Source organism: Streptomyces sp. NPDC032126 (genome assembly GCF_055580085.1).
On the sequence record NZ_JBVIMA010000001.1, the window covers coordinates 1,877,866 to 1,891,449 of the forward strand.

10 protein-coding genes and 1 pseudogene are annotated in these 13,584 nt (G+C 70.7%); 5 read left to right on the forward strand and 6 right to left on the reverse strand.

From position 1 onward, the window contains the following. Window positions 1-175 precede the first annotated feature (175 nt). Together ACZ5NW_RS07960 and ACZ5NW_RS07965 are read right to left on the reverse strand one after the other, a co-directional pair. A complete protein-coding gene (locus tag ACZ5NW_RS07960; protein ID WP_468742850.1) occupies window positions 176-1,255 on the reverse strand; it encodes an ABC transporter permease in 1,080 nt (359 codons plus the stop codon). Window positions 1,256-1,523: 268 nt separating this feature from the next. Then, window positions 1,524-2,636, reverse strand: coding sequence for an NAD(P)-dependent oxidoreductase (locus ACZ5NW_RS07965; RefSeq protein ID WP_468742851.1), 1,113 nt, complete (start codon window positions 2,634-2,636; stop codon window positions 1,524-1,526). 285 nt (window positions 2,637-2,921) lie between these two features. Here ACZ5NW_RS07965 and ACZ5NW_RS07970 point away from each other — a divergent pair, with 285 nt between their 5' ends. Both ACZ5NW_RS07970 and ACZ5NW_RS07975 read left to right on the forward strand, forming a co-directional pair. After that, the gene (locus ACZ5NW_RS07970; RefSeq protein ID WP_468742852.1) at window positions 2,922-5,771 is read left to right on the forward strand and encodes a helix-turn-helix transcriptional regulator; all 2,850 of its coding nucleotides are present in this window, start codon (window positions 2,922-2,924) and stop codon (window positions 5,769-5,771) included. 37 nt (window positions 5,772-5,808) lie between these two features. Then, window positions 5,809-6,906, forward strand: a complete 1,098-nt coding sequence (locus ACZ5NW_RS07975) for an alpha/beta hydrolase family protein (RefSeq protein WP_468742853.1) — start codon at window positions 5,809-5,811, stop codon at window positions 6,904-6,906. Window positions 6,907-6,947: 41 nt separating this feature from the next. Here ACZ5NW_RS07975 and ACZ5NW_RS07980 read toward each other — a convergent pair whose 3' ends face one another. The 4 genes from ACZ5NW_RS07980 to ACZ5NW_RS07995 all read right to left on the reverse strand — a co-directional run bounded on the left by ACZ5NW_RS07980 (window position 6,948) and on the right by ACZ5NW_RS07995 (window position 9,454). Then, window positions 6,948-7,109 (reverse strand): hypothetical protein, encoded by a 162-nt coding sequence (locus ACZ5NW_RS07980; protein WP_468742854.1) that lies wholly within the window; start codon window positions 7,107-7,109, stop codon window positions 6,948-6,950. Between the two features lie 420 nt (window positions 7,110-7,529). Further along, on the reverse strand, window positions 7,530-8,168 hold the full coding sequence (locus ACZ5NW_RS07985; protein ID WP_468742855.1) for a LysE family translocator: 639 nt from the start codon (window positions 8,166-8,168) through the stop codon (window positions 7,530-7,532). 112 nt (window positions 8,169-8,280) lie between these two features. Next, the gene (locus tag ACZ5NW_RS07990) at window positions 8,281-8,457 is read right to left on the reverse strand and encodes a hypothetical protein (protein ID WP_468742856.1); all 177 of its coding nucleotides are present in this window, start codon (window positions 8,455-8,457) and stop codon (window positions 8,281-8,283) included. Between the two features lie 742 nt (window positions 8,458-9,199). Next, window positions 9,200-9,454: a hypothetical protein gene (locus ACZ5NW_RS07995; RefSeq protein WP_468742857.1), complete on the reverse strand. Its 255-nt coding sequence runs from the start codon at window positions 9,452-9,454 to the stop codon at window positions 9,200-9,202. A gap of 12 nt (window positions 9,455-9,466) precedes the next feature. On the opposite strand from ACZ5NW_RS07995, the gene ACZ5NW_RS08000 reads away from it, so the two are divergent. The 3 genes and pseudogenes from ACZ5NW_RS08000 to ACZ5NW_RS08010 all read left to right on the forward strand — a co-directional run bounded on the left by ACZ5NW_RS08000 (window position 9,467) and on the right by ACZ5NW_RS08010 (window position 13,504). After that, window positions 9,467-10,210: a hypothetical protein gene (locus ACZ5NW_RS08000; protein WP_468742858.1), complete on the forward strand. Its 744-nt coding sequence runs from the start codon at window positions 9,467-9,469 to the stop codon at window positions 10,208-10,210. A gap of 294 nt (window positions 10,211-10,504) precedes the next feature. Continuing rightward, a pseudogene (locus ACZ5NW_RS08005) lies at window positions 10,505-10,776 on the forward strand (M20 family peptidase); the annotation flags it as partial. Window positions 10,777-11,236: 460 nt separating this feature from the next. Continuing rightward, the gene (locus ACZ5NW_RS08010; protein ID WP_468742859.1) at window positions 11,237-13,504 is read left to right on the forward strand and encodes a M4 family metallopeptidase; all 2,268 of its coding nucleotides are present in this window, start codon (window positions 11,237-11,239) and stop codon (window positions 13,502-13,504) included. The last annotated feature ends 80 nt before the right edge of the window (window positions 13,505-13,584 follow it).

Sequence of the window (13,584 nt, forward strand, 5' to 3'; positions counted from 1 at the left end):
GGAGTCGGGAGCAACTGACCCGTCCAGCGAACGCCACACCCGAGGACCCCAGCATGAGGGAGAGTCCCCTAGGGGCACCCCAGCATTTGGGTGCGGTGGTTCCTCGCCGGTGGAAGCCGGACAGCGAAGTGCCCGCGTCCGGTCGGGACGCGGGCACACGCGGCGGTGCGAGGGCTCAGACGGCGGCGGTGAGGTGCTTGGCCCGTCCCGCCCGGGCGCCGGCCACCACGAGGAGGGTGAGGCCGAGAGAGGCCCAGGCCAGCAGTACGGCCAGGGGGCCGCCCGAACCGGCGCCGTCGAAGAAGCTCGTCGACCGCAGCAGCGAGGCTCCGGCGCCCGGCGGCAGCAACTGGCCCAGGGCGCCCCAGGGTTGGGGCAGCATCTCCGGTGCCGTGGAGACGCCGGACAGCGGGTTGCCCAGCAGCAGGATGGTGACCAGGGCGAGTCCGATGCCCTGGTGCCCCAGCGCTGTGCCCAGTCCGGCCACGGTCACGGTGATGGTGAACACGACCAGTCCCACCGCCGCCGCCTCGGCCAGGTAGTTCCCGTCGAGCGCGCCGATCCAGCCGTGCACGACCGCCGTGGTGCACAGGCCCGCCGCCACGGCGAACGTCGCGGCCGCCGCCAGCCGGTTGCGCAGACCCGTGACCTTCAGGGTGATGAGGACTCCGCCGATCAGCCCGGTGAGCACCAGCGGCAGCAGCGAGGAGGCGAAGCCGGCACCGCGCGGGTCCTTCCCGGGGGCGGCCCGGACGTCCTCGACGGCGACCGGCTTGCCGCTCTGCTCCTCGATCTCGCCGGCCATCTGCGTGAAGGCGGCGGCGACTGCCGCGCTCGCGGCTGAGGAGACCAGCACCTTGGGGCCTGCCGGGTCGGCGACGATGGCCGCGTACGCGTCACGGTCCTCGATGGCCTGACGGGCGGCCTTCTCGTCACCCACGCTCGACGTGTCGAACGCGCCGGGCTTGGCCCGGGCCATGTGGTCCTCGACGGCCGCCACCGCCTTGCCCGGTCCGGCCAGCACCACCGGCACGTCATGGGGGCCCGACCTGGCGTTGGGCCAGGCGAAGGCGATGACGATCACGAGCTGAACGATGGCCAGCGCGCAGGCCAGGACGACGGCGAGCCTCAGGCCGGAGGGCCCGTGGCCGGTACGCGCACCCGCGGCCCCTCCGGCCTCGGCGGCGCTGCCTGCGGGGCCGGGCTCGGGCCCGGGGGCGCCGCCGTCCGTCGAGAGGGGAGCGTAGGGGGACATGGTTCCTCCAAGAGATGGCTTGCTCCGCGATGCGGAGGCAAAGAGGGAGAGGCGGGGTCGATCGAATGGATCGGGTGGCAGTTGAGGGAGGCGGGTGCCGTGAGACGCTGCTCCCACCCGCGCGGCACCCGCTGGAACCAGCACACCGTCAGGGCGTGCCCGCCGCGTCGGGGCGGGACCCCAAGCTTTGGGGGCGCCCTTGGGCCTTCGGGTTGGGGCGTGCCGTTGCGATCGGGCCGGCGCATGCCCGTCCGGCGGGGGCGCCGGGTCAGTAGTTTTCGATGGAGGGTGCCCAGGCCTCGGGCGGCAGGGGGTGGACGCCGGGCGGGTGGCCGACTGCCCGGGAACTGGCCCAGCCCACGGCGGAGACCAGCAACGCGGAGGTCAGGTCGAAGGAGTTGAGGCTGTCGCCGTCCCCGGCCGCGAGATTGACGAGGTGGCCGCCGGACAGGAGCAGGATCTCGCCGGCGAAGGGCTGGTGGCTGGTGACGTGGGGCAGCACCTCGGTACCCGGGCCGAGCACGTCGAGTGCGATCTCGTCCGCGGAGTGGCCCGCGTTGAGGACGAAGCACCCGCTCGTCAGCAGGGGGAGCACGTTCTCGGAGATGACGCGTTCCCGGCCGGTGGCGGTCACCAGGACGTCCGCCCGTGCCGCGAGGAGAGCGAGGGTGCCGGTCTCGTAGCCCTCGTACTCGGCGATCAGACGGCGCTCGGCGGACTCCTCGGCGACGAGCACGCGTGCGCCCAGGGAGGCGGCGGCACGCGCCAGACCGGAGCCGACCTCGCCGTAGCCGACGACCACCACCACGCTGCCGTGCAGGGTGAGGTTGGTGCGGCTCATGAACGCCTGCCAGGTGCTGATGCCCACGGCGTAGCGGTTGTGGACGTTGTTCTTCAGCGGGACGCGGTCCAGGTCGAACACCGGATGCGGCAGGTCCAGGCCCCGCAGCCGGGTGATGCCGGAGCGGGTCACCTCGATGGCGGCCGTGAGCCCGTCGTGGCCGCGCGCCACCGCGGCCGTGGTGAGGTCGGCGCCCATTTCGAGGGTGTGGGTGGGCCCCCAGTCCAGGCATGCCTCGACGGGCGGAGCGTCGGCGACGTCCATGGCGAACACCCGCATCCGGCCGTTCAGGTACGTGGCGACATCGGCTCTGGTGGTAGCCGGGTTCACCGGCATGACGGCGACCTGGGCGCCGACGTCCGCGAAGGCCTCAAGGAAGACGGCGGCCTTGATGTCGAGGTGGACCGCCGCCGCGAGCCGCATGCCGGTCAGGTCGGGCAGCTGTGCGGCGGTGGCGGCGGTGAGCCACATCTGCCGTCGGCTCCAGGCGTGCCGTTGGGGCAGGGGAACGCTTTGCCATGCTGAGGGATGTGTGGCCATCGGGTTGCTCCTGAGGGGCGCGGAGGTGCAGACGGCCGCGGGCGTGGGGGCCTGGAGTATCCGGACCGGGGCGGCTACCGTCCGTCGTCGCCTCCAACGTAGGCAGGCGGGAGCGGGACCGGTTCAGCAACTCTTACTCAACCTGCCGTACGGCGGAGCGGGGCATGGCTCAGTGGGAGAGCCACGCTCCAACGGTTCGCGAACAGCACCTACCGCGCGCCCGGGCATGCCCGCCCCATACAGCACCCACCCCCACCGGAACCGGATCAGGCGCAGAATGAGGGCATGCCAGGTGTTCTCCTTGAGCGTGAGGCGGAGCTGGAGCGGCTGCGCGCCGCCGTGGCGGGGGTGGGCTCGGGCGACGGCGGACCGGTGCAGGTGCTGGGACCCGCGGGGCTCGGGAAGACACGGCTGCTGACGGCGGCGGGTGCGCTCGCCCGGGACGCCGGCATGCGCGTGCTCTCGGCGCGAGGCTCCGAACTGGAGCGCGAGTACGCCTTCGGACTCGTCCGCCAGCTGTTCGACCGGCTGCTGCTGACGGCCCCCGACGACGAGCGCGAGCGCTGGCTGTCCGGACCCGCCGCGACGGCGGGGGCGGCTCTGGGGTACGGCGGTTCCCTGACGACTCCGCCGGGCGAGTTCGCCCTCCTGAACTCGCTGTTCTGGCTGGCGTCGAACATCGCCCAGGACCAGCCCCTGGCCCTGCTCGTGGACGATCTGCACTGGGCGGACGAATCGTCCCTGCGCTTCCTGCTCTACCTCATGCCCCGTCTGACGGGCCTGCCGCTGCTGGTCGTGGCGGCACTCCGGCCCGACGAGCCCGGCGGGCCCGAACAGCTGCTGAACGTCCTGCTCGCCGACCAGCAGTGGGACGTACTGCGCCCCGTCCCGCTGGGGACCGAGGCGGTGGCCCAGGCGCTCACCGCCCACTTCGGGCGACCGCCGGCCCCGGAATTCACCGCGGCCTGCCATACCGCGACCGGCGGCAACCCCCTGCTGCTGGACGAGGTGTCCCGTGCCGTGAGCGGCGAGGGGCTCGAACCCGACGCGGCGACCGCGCAGCGCGTGGAACTGATCGGCTCGCGCGCGGTGTCACGACGGGTCGCGGTGGAACTGGGCCGACTGTCATCGCAGGCCACCGCTCTGGCCCGGGCGGTGGCCGCCCTCGGCCCGGGCGCGACCGCGCAGCTCGCCGGAGCGGTGGCCGACCTGGCCATGAGCGAGGTGCCGCAGTGCGTGGCCCACCTCCAGGCCGTCCACCTCCTGCAGTCCCCGGAACCGGGGGAGGACACGGCGTTCGCCGGCGGCGCCCGGCTGGAGTTCGTCCACCCCCTGGTGCGGGCCGCCGTCTACGAATCGACGGCGGCCTTCGACCGTTCGCGCTTGCACCGCCGGGCCGCGACGCGGCTGGCGGAGGAGGGGGCACGCGCGGAACAGATCGCCGCTCATCTGCTCCAGCTGCCGCCGGCCGGTGACGCGGACATCGTCACCGCACTGCGCAGGGCCGCCGCGGACGCCGTGCGTACCAGCGCCCCGGAAGCCGCGCTCGCCTACTTGCGCCGCGCCCTCGCCGAGCCTCCCCGCGACGTCGAGGAACGCGTCGGCGTCCTCACCGAGGCGGGCGAGGCGGGCTTCCTGGCCGACGTGCGCTCCGCCGTGCAGTACCTGGACACCGCCGCCGAGCTGTCCGGTGACCCGGTGGTCGCCGGCCGTCACGCGGGCATACGGGAAATGGCACGTCTGCTCGCCTTCAAGGACGCCGACCAGGCTGTGTCCCGGCTGACACAGGCCGTCGACGCCCTCCCCGAGGAGGAGGACGACCTCAAGCGGGGCCTTGAGGCCACGTTGATGGTCGTCGCCTTGTTCGCCACCGGATGGGACGGCGTCCTGGAGCGGGTGACCCACCTGCGCCTGCTGCCCGAGGCCCATACGCCCGGAGCCCGCGCCCTCGACACGATGATCGCCGCCTACGACATGCACCGCTGCGACCCCACGAGCAGGGACCGCGCACGCCGGGTCGCGGCCCGCGCCCCCGGCCGGGCGCCCGGCACCGACTCGGCCTTCATCCAGGTCGCGATCTCCATGTGCCTGCTCTCCGCAGACCTCGACGAGGGCCTTGAAGCGTGCGACGCCATGCTGGCTCAGGCGCGGGCGACCGGGTCCCTGCTGTCGATCAGTGCGGCGCAGACGTACCGGGGCTGGGGCTGGCTGCTGAGAGGGGACCTCGCGGAGGCCACGACCGACCTGCGGGACGCGCTGAAGACCGCGATGGCCGTCAACGTGTCCATGACGCGGCCCACGACACTGGCCTGGCTGGCCGAGGCCCTCGCCGAGCAGGGACGCGTGGACGAGGCGGAAGAGGTGCTCGGGCAACTGCCGCCCGCGGACGCGCTCAAGGAGGTCGGCCCGTTCTACTACTCGCGGTACGCGCAGGCCGTCGTCCTGGCCCAGCAAGGCCGCTACGAGGAAGCCCTGGCGGCCGTGCTGGAGGCCGGGCGCCGCTACGGGATCTACGGGCGGCGCAACCCGGCCGTCCTGCCCTGGCGTTCGCTGGCCGCGACAGTGCTGCGCGCGCTGGGCCGCGAACAGGAGGCGCGCTGGTACGCGGCGGACGAACTGCGCCTGGCGCGCGCCTGGGGCGCTCCCCACGCCCAGGGCCGCGCCCTGCGCGTCGCCGGTCTGGTCGCGCCCCGCGCCGAGAGCACCGCACTCCTGCGCGAGGCCGTGGACGTGCTGCGCGACACCCCGGCCCGGCTGGAGTACGCCAGGGCCCTGATCGACCTCGGAGCCGACGCACGCCGGGGCAACTCCCGCGCCGAGGCACGCGATTACCTCGCGCAGGGACTCGACCTCGCACACCGGTGCGGTGCCGCACCGCTCGCCGAGCACGCCCGGCACGAACTGCGGGCGGCGGGAGCCCGCCCGCGCACCTCCGCGGTCAGCGGGCCGGAGTCCCTCACTCCGAGCGAGAGCAGAGTGGCCGAACTGGCCACCAGAGGACTGACCAACCGCCAGATCGCACAGGAACTGTTCGTCACGCCCAAGACGGTCGAGGTCCACCTGTCGGCGGCGTACCGCAAGCTCGGCATCAGCCGACGCAGCCAACTGGCGGCGTCCGGACTCCCGGCCGGCTGACGGCCGTACGCACTCCGGCACGGCTTCGAGGAGCGACATGCCCTACGACCCCTTCGCCCGCGGTCCGGCCCCGGCGGGCGTGATCACCACCCACCTCGTCGACGCGTCACGCGAGCGCCGGCTGCCCGTCGAGATCTGGTACCCCGCGACGGCCGCCCACCGCGGCCAGGACCTCGACGACCGGACGGCGGACCACTACGTTGCCGCCCCGGGACTGCCCCCGGCCACCCAGCACGCCGTACGGGACGCCACCGCGGCCGAGGGCCGCTTCCCGCTCGTGGTGTACTGCCACGGCGCCTGGGGGCACCGCCGCAACGCCTCCCACCTGTGCACCCACCTGGCCGCACGCGGATACGTCGTGGCGGCCCCCGACTTCACGGGGGACACGGCCGAGGACCTTCAGAACGCCCTCACCGCCGCCGGAAGCGCCGAACTGGATTTCGACACGGGCCTGCCGCAGACCCTCCGCGACCGCCGTGCCGACGTGCGCTTCCTCCTGGACAGCCTGCTGAAAGGAGCAGGGCCGACACGGGTGGCGGACCTCGTCGACCCCGAGCGGATCGGCATCTGCGGGATCTCCCTGGGCGGGTGGACCGCCCTGAAGGTCGTCGAGGAGGAGGACCGCATCGGTGCCGTCCTCGCGGTGGCCGTCCCCACCGGCAGTCGCGGCCGACTTCCGCAGTCCCCGCTGCTCGGCTCCCTGCTCAGGTCGGCGGCCTGGCGCAGACCGGTGCCCGTCCTCCTCCTCGCGGGCGCGCAGGATGCCGTCATCTCCGTGGACGACATGCTCGACCTCCACGGACACCTCGCCGCCCCCAAACAGTTCGCCGCGCTGCGGGGCGCCGGCCATACCCACTTCAACGACGACGCCGAGGTGGCGCACGACTCGGTCCGGGAGATGTGGCTGAGCGGACAGATGAGGATCGCGGGGATGGATCTGGTCGCCCTGGCCGAGGCATCGCGGCCCTTCGCGGAACTGTGCCCCGCCGCGCACGGAGGCGACACCCTGCGCGCGCTGTGCACCGCCCACATGGACGGGCATCTCAAGGGCGACACCGACGCGCGACGCTTCCTGTCCGACGACCTGACCGGAGCGTTCCGAGCCCGCGGCATCACACTCGACGTCCGGCCATGATCAGCCCGGCCCCGTCCGTCGCTGAGACTCGTACGACAGCTCTACGAGCCGCTGCTGCACTCTGCGACCCGGTCGACGAGCTGCACTGGGGCGACGAGACATCGCTGCGGTTCCTCGCCCATCTGCTGCCGCGCCTGCCGGACCTGCGGCTCCTGCTCGTCGTGACCCCGCGCCTCGGCGAGCAGGGCGCCGCCGCCGAGCATCTGACCGACCTGCTGCTGTCCGACCAGCAGGGAACCCGCCCCGGCCTTCGCCGCCGCCTGCCACTAGGGCCTGTCCGGCGGATCATGCCGCAGACGCGGGGCCTGGCACGCCCATCTGCGGCGTTGTCGTCGCTTGCCGATGCTCCGCATCGCCGCGCTCCTCCGCCTTGCAGCTGGCCGCACCAGGCCCCGCTCACCTGCGCTGACGAGGTCCCGCCGATATCCTGCGACCTGATCCGCCGGACAGGCCCTAGGCCACCGGAGGCAAACCGCTGCTGCTCAGCGAATTCTCCCGGGCTCTCGTCGCCGAGGGACTGCCACCCGCCGAGCGGAGAGTGCTGGGCACCAGCCACCGCAGTCACCTCGCTACCGCCCTTGAAGGCTCCTCCTGAGACCGACACGTCGCGGCGCGGGAGCCGGTCAGTCCGTGTGTCCGGTCGCGGCCACGGTGACCCCCAGCCCGATCATCGTGAGCCCGCCGACGCCGCCGATGGCCGCGAGACGCCGGGGCGAGCGGGCGAACCAGTCCCGGGCCGTCGCGGCCGTCAGACCCCACAGACTGTCGAAGACGACCGCCATGAGGTTGAACACCAGACCGAGCAGCAGTATCTGCGTCACGACATTCCCCCGGTCGCGATCGACGAACTGGGGGAGGACCGCGGCGAAGAAGACGATCGTCTTGGGATTCGACACCCCGACGACGAACCCCTCCCAGAGGGTGACCAGTCCACCGCGGCCGGCCTGGTGACCGTCGAACGCAGTGCGCATCGACCGTCGTGTGCGCAGTGCCTTCACCCCCAGGTACACGAGATAGGCGGCACCGGCCAGTTTCAGCGACAGGAACAGCACGGCCGACCGTTCCACGATCGATCCGATCCCGCACGCCACGGCCACGACCAGGAGGTACGCCCCGAGGGTGTTGCCGACAACCGTGGTCAGGGCGGCCCGTCGACCCTGCGCGAGAGCACGCCCGATCACGAAGAGCACGCTGGGGCCGGGAATCACGATGAGCAGGAATGACATGGCCGTGAAGGCGAGAAGGCGATCCGTGGGAACCATACGGGTCACAGAACACGTCGCCGGCGCTCGGTTCAATGCCTGGGTGCGAGGGGGAGTAGGCATTACTCAGACGTCCTCTCGGCCCCAAGATCCACCTGAGCGCGGACGGCCGCTACAGGGTGCTCTCGCTGGTCATCACGCCCGGGCAGTGCGCCGACTCCGCGCCCGTGCGGCCGGTTCCGCCTGTGTCGTCGGCTTCGGGAACGACGAGCGTGACCCGCTCCCAGCGGACCTCCTGCATTTCGGCTGCGAGCCGGTGGGCGAGCGCGTCGTCATCGCAGACGACCATGTGGCTGCTTGGCGGCGTGAGTTGAGACGGGCGAGGCAGGGAGGACACGCGTCACAGGGTGCCGTACTTGGTTGCGGGCCTGGTCACGGGCCCCGTTGGACGCGGCCTCCGCCGACTCTTGACGGCTCCCTGACGCCCGACCGCCGGAAGCAGGCTCCGGGGCAGTGCCCCCGCCGCGCATCCGGCGCATGCGGTCGTCATGGCGTTCGGATTCGCGGTCCTGGTAGGTACAGCGCTGCTCGCGCTGTCGGTCGCCCCGGAGGAAGGCACGGCGACCGGGTTCGTGACGGCGCCTTCGCCTCGACGTCCTACTGGTGAGGAGGCAGTGTTCCGACCCTGCGCTATTTCCCGCCGTCGTCAAACAGGCAGCGGAAGCCCCCGTTTTGAGCGGCCAGTTCGGTGCCGGATCAGAGGCCGCAAGGGTGAACGCCGCGGATCACGCGGCCTTCATGGCTGCTGATGTCGGGGAGGATACTGCGGCGGACCAGCGCAGGTGGACTCACGAAAGACTGGACAGTCGTACCGCACCGCGTCACTTCCGGAGTCGCTGAAACAGGGTGTGGGAGGGAACTATTCGGACTGATTCACTGGTTGCTGCGTCGAGTTCCGAAGGAGGCTTCTGGTGAGAGCAGATGAGGATGGCCAGTTGGAGTCGGAGCAGACTCGCCCCACACAGCCGGCTCGCCGATCGAACAGTCAACCGGTCCCGGGGCAGTCATCGCCGCAGGACGGCGCCTTGGAGTCAGAGCCGACCCTCAGGAACCGCGGCGGTTCCGCTCACCGCGAAGTTCAGCGTCGGACAGACATCGCGTTCGACGTCGATGCTGGTTGGGAAGCTGTCACCAAGGCTCGGGAACGCGGCGATGTCGCTGGCGAAGCGTTGGCCCTGACTGTGCTCGGTCAGGCCCTGGAGGAAGCTGGCCGCATCGAGGAAGCAAGGTTTTTCCATGACCAGGCCGATGAAACTGCCCCCAGCCCAGACGTCCGACTGTTCCAAGCGGAGATTCTGATGAAGCGCGGCATTGAGTTAGCGGAGACCGGGGGTGATCCCGAAACCACGTGGGGAAATTGGTTCGGAAAAGACGAACGAAACGCTGGCATCATCAGGCAACGTGAATGGGCGCTTTCTGGCGCCGGATGTGCATTTGGCCAGGCCACAAGGATATTCCAAAAGGCTGGCACGCAGGAGCAGGCCAGGAATGCGGCTCTCTGGAAGCGGGAAACCCTCCCTCGACGGATCAGGAACCTAATGGGTCCGCTGGTGCCCCGACCCTCGGTCGAAGACGACTCTCCGAGCCGGGAGCGGTCTCATTCAACGTCGCCGTGCGCCGCAGAGATAGTAAAGGAAACCCAGGACGGTGCATCAGGCCAGTGGGACGACGTCCATGCGGCGCCCGCTTCGGCCTTTGAGGAGATCGTCGTCGGGTTCCTGGCCGTCAAGCTGCTGGGGCCGTTCCTCGAAACGTTTGCAACGAAGCTCGGAGAAAGGTTTGGAGAGTCCACCAGTCAGGCGCTCGGGCGTATTAAGGTAACGCGCAGACGCAATAGAACCTCCAGGAATCTGGAGATCGAGGATCCACAAACGTTCAATTCCACGACCCTAGTTCTGCCGGACGATTTCACCGAGGAGGCCCGACTCGCCGTCATAGAACTCGATGTTTCCTCGGAGCAAGTGCGTGGAAAGACCCTGCGCTGGAATCCGGACACGAGTACATGGCAGGAGACTGACGACGGCCCCGCACCGTCCCCTTAGAATGGCGCGGAGCTGCAGCGCGACCTCCGGTCCGCTCCCGGTGGGTTGGTAGTCCCGACCATCTCTTCCTCGCTCTGGTGGACGCCGAGGTAGTCTGCCCAGCTGCCCCGTGCGAAGGGGGCCCACTTGTGGGCTGTGCGGGAGCTGACGCCGAACAGATCGCTGATGACGATCGGCGGCATGTCCGCCACCACTTCGATCATGGCCGAGTAGCGGGCGCTCAGGCTTGGCAGGCCGTGCTGGTTCAGAGAGCAGTGAGACCCGTTGTGCTTCGTGGGCGGCCGTGCGGCCGGCCGGGCAGCAGGCGCGGGCCCGTCCAACATCGGCAACCTGCTGCCGGGGAGGGCATCGCCGCCACCGCCGGCTTCGGCGTGCCGTACGAGGGCCTGCACGGCATCGACGAACGCGCCCACCTTCCCGAACTCCCCACGGTGTACGCCGTCTACCAGCGGGCCGTCCTCAGCCTCCTCGGGGCTGACGTCCCAGCAGCATCCCAGCTTCCTCCCGAAGCCACTCCCAGCAATTGCCCAACTCCGTCTCCGGGAAAGGATCTTCGATCGCGGTGACATAGAGGCGGCACCAACCAAGCATCCACCGCGACAAGCGAGGCCGGTGACGACTGAGCAGAGCACAGCACGACGAACCCCGTCATCGAGGGCACGCCCGCCGCGGCGCCGCACGCCGGCGGCTTCGCGCCGTAGATCAAACCCACCCGATGGCGACCCTCACCCTGCCCTTGGCGTGCGGCCGAAAACCGGTGCCGTCTGTGCCGATATGCCCGCCCGGCAAGGTCAATTCCAGCCGTTGCTTTGGCGCACCCATGACAAAACTGTGTGCGCAGTGCCACTCTTCTGCGGAAGTTCACCATTCCTTGACCAAATCCCCACACGGAGCAAGCCTCCGCCCTCCACCCCCCACCTCCTTCAACCCGCATGCCGTGCAGCACTCCGGACCGGCACACACCGCCGCTCCGTCACCTCCACGACCCCCCACCACGGGCCGTCCGTTGTATCGAAGGAGAACCCGTTGTCCCTGCGACGCCGCGCTCTCGTCGGGCGCAGACACACCACCGCCCTCGCCCTCACGGCCATAGGCTCCCTGCTCGCCCTCGCCGCCCCCGGTCTCGCCACCGCGGTCCCGGCGGACCCGGGCCCCACGAAGATCACCGCCACCCCCAGGGCCGGCGCCGCCCAGTCGTCCCTGACGCCCGCCCGCCGCGCCGCCCTGATGAAGAGCGCCCGGTCCGCGGCGCCCCGCACGGCACAGCGGATCGGCCTCGGCACCCAGGAGAAGCTCGTCGTCAAGGACGTCATCAAGGACGCCGACGGCACCACGCACACCCGCTACGAGCGCACCTACGCCGGGCTGCCCGTCCTCGGCGGCGACCTGGTCGTCCACGACAAGAGCGGTCGTACGACCGTCACCAAGGCGAGCCCCGCCCGACTCCAACTCCCCTCGCTCCGTCCGAAGCTCACCGCCGCCGGTGCCGCCACCAAGGCCCTCGGCGTCTCGAAGAAGGACAAGGTCAAGGGGGCCGAGACGGAGCGGGCGCCCCGCCTGGTGGTCTGGGCCGGGACCGGCAAGCCCGTGCTGGCCTGGGAGACCCTCGTCGAGGGCGTCCAGAAGGACGGCACCCCCAGCGAACTCCAGGTCGTCACCGACGCCGACACCGGCAAGGAGCTCCTGGCGGCGGAGCACGTCCACACCGGCTCCGGCACCGGCCAGTACGCCGGCGAGGTCCCGGTCGGCTCCACCTTGTCCGGTTCGACGTACCAGCTCGTCGACCCCGACCGGGCCGGGCAGCGGACGTACGACCTCAACCAGGGCACCTCGGGCACCGGAACCCTGTTCACGGACGACAACGATGTCTGGGGCAATGGACTTCCGTCCAACCGTCAGACCGCCGGCGTCGACGTGGCGTTCGGCGCCGCGGCCACCTGGGACTACTACAAGGACACCTACGGCCGCAACGGCATCCGCAACGACGGTGTCGCCGCCTACAGCCGCGCCCACTACGGCAACAACTACGTCAACGCCTTCTGGCAGGACGCCTGCTTCTGCATGACGTACGGCGACGGCTCGGGCAACACCCATCCGCTGACCGCGCTCGACGTGGCCGCCCACGAGATGAGCCACGGGGTCACGGCCGCCACCGCGGGCCTGAACTACTCGGGGGAGTCCGGCGGGCTCAACGAGGCGACCTCCGACATCTTCGCCGCCGCCGTCGAGTTCTACGAGAACCTCCCGGCCGACCCCGGCGACTACCTCGTCGGCGAGAAGATCGACATCAACGGTGACGGAACACCGCTGCGTTACATGGACAAGCCCTCCAAGGACGGTGCCTCCCGCGACAGTTGGAGCTCCACCCTCGGCGGCCTCGACGTCCACTACTCCTCGGGCCCCGCGAACCACTTCTTCTACCTGCTCTCCGAGGGCAGCGGCGCCAAGACCGTCAATGGCGTGGCCTACGACAGCCCGACGTACGACGGGCAGCCCGTCACCGGCATCGGCATCCAGAACGCCGCCGCGATCTGGTACCGCGCGCTGACGACGTACATGACCTCCACGACCAACTACGCCGGCGCCCGCACCGCCACCTTGTCGGCCGCCACCGACCTGTTCGGCGCCTACAGCCCGACCTACCTCGCCGTCGCCGACGCCTGGGCCGCGATCAACGTCGGCCACCGCATCGCCCTCGGCGTCAACCTCGCCCCGACCGCCGACCAGATCAGCGGCATCAACCAGAGCGTCAGCCTCCAGCTCGACGCCTACACCACCAACACCGGCGCCGCCTTGACCTACGAGGCCACCGGACTGCCCGCCGGCCTGAGCATCAGCCCGACCGGTCTGATCAGCGGCACCCCGACGACCGTCGGCACCAGTGACGTCACGATCACCGTGACCGACAGCACCGGGGCGACCGCCACGGACACCTTCACCTGGAAGATCGGCTACGTCTACGCCAGCAACACCCGCGTCGACATCCCCGACGTCGGGCCCGCCGTGGAGTCACCACTGACCATCACCGGCCGCGACGGCAACGCCTCCGCGACCACCTCGGTCTACGTCAACATCGTCCACACCTACCGCGGTGACCTCACCGTCGACCTCGTCGGCCCCAACGGCACCGTCTACTCCCTGCTCAACCGCAGCGGCGGCTCCGCCGACAACGTCGACCAGACCTTCACCGTCGACGCCTCCGCGCAACCGATCAACGGCACCTGGACCCTGCGCGTGCAGGACTGGGCAGCCATCGACGTCGGCTACATCGCCCGCTGGCAGCTGACTCCCTGACACCCACGCCGACCACACGACGCCGCCCGGGTCCTGGGGATCCGGGCGGCGCCATGATGAACATCGGCCGAGGTCGACCT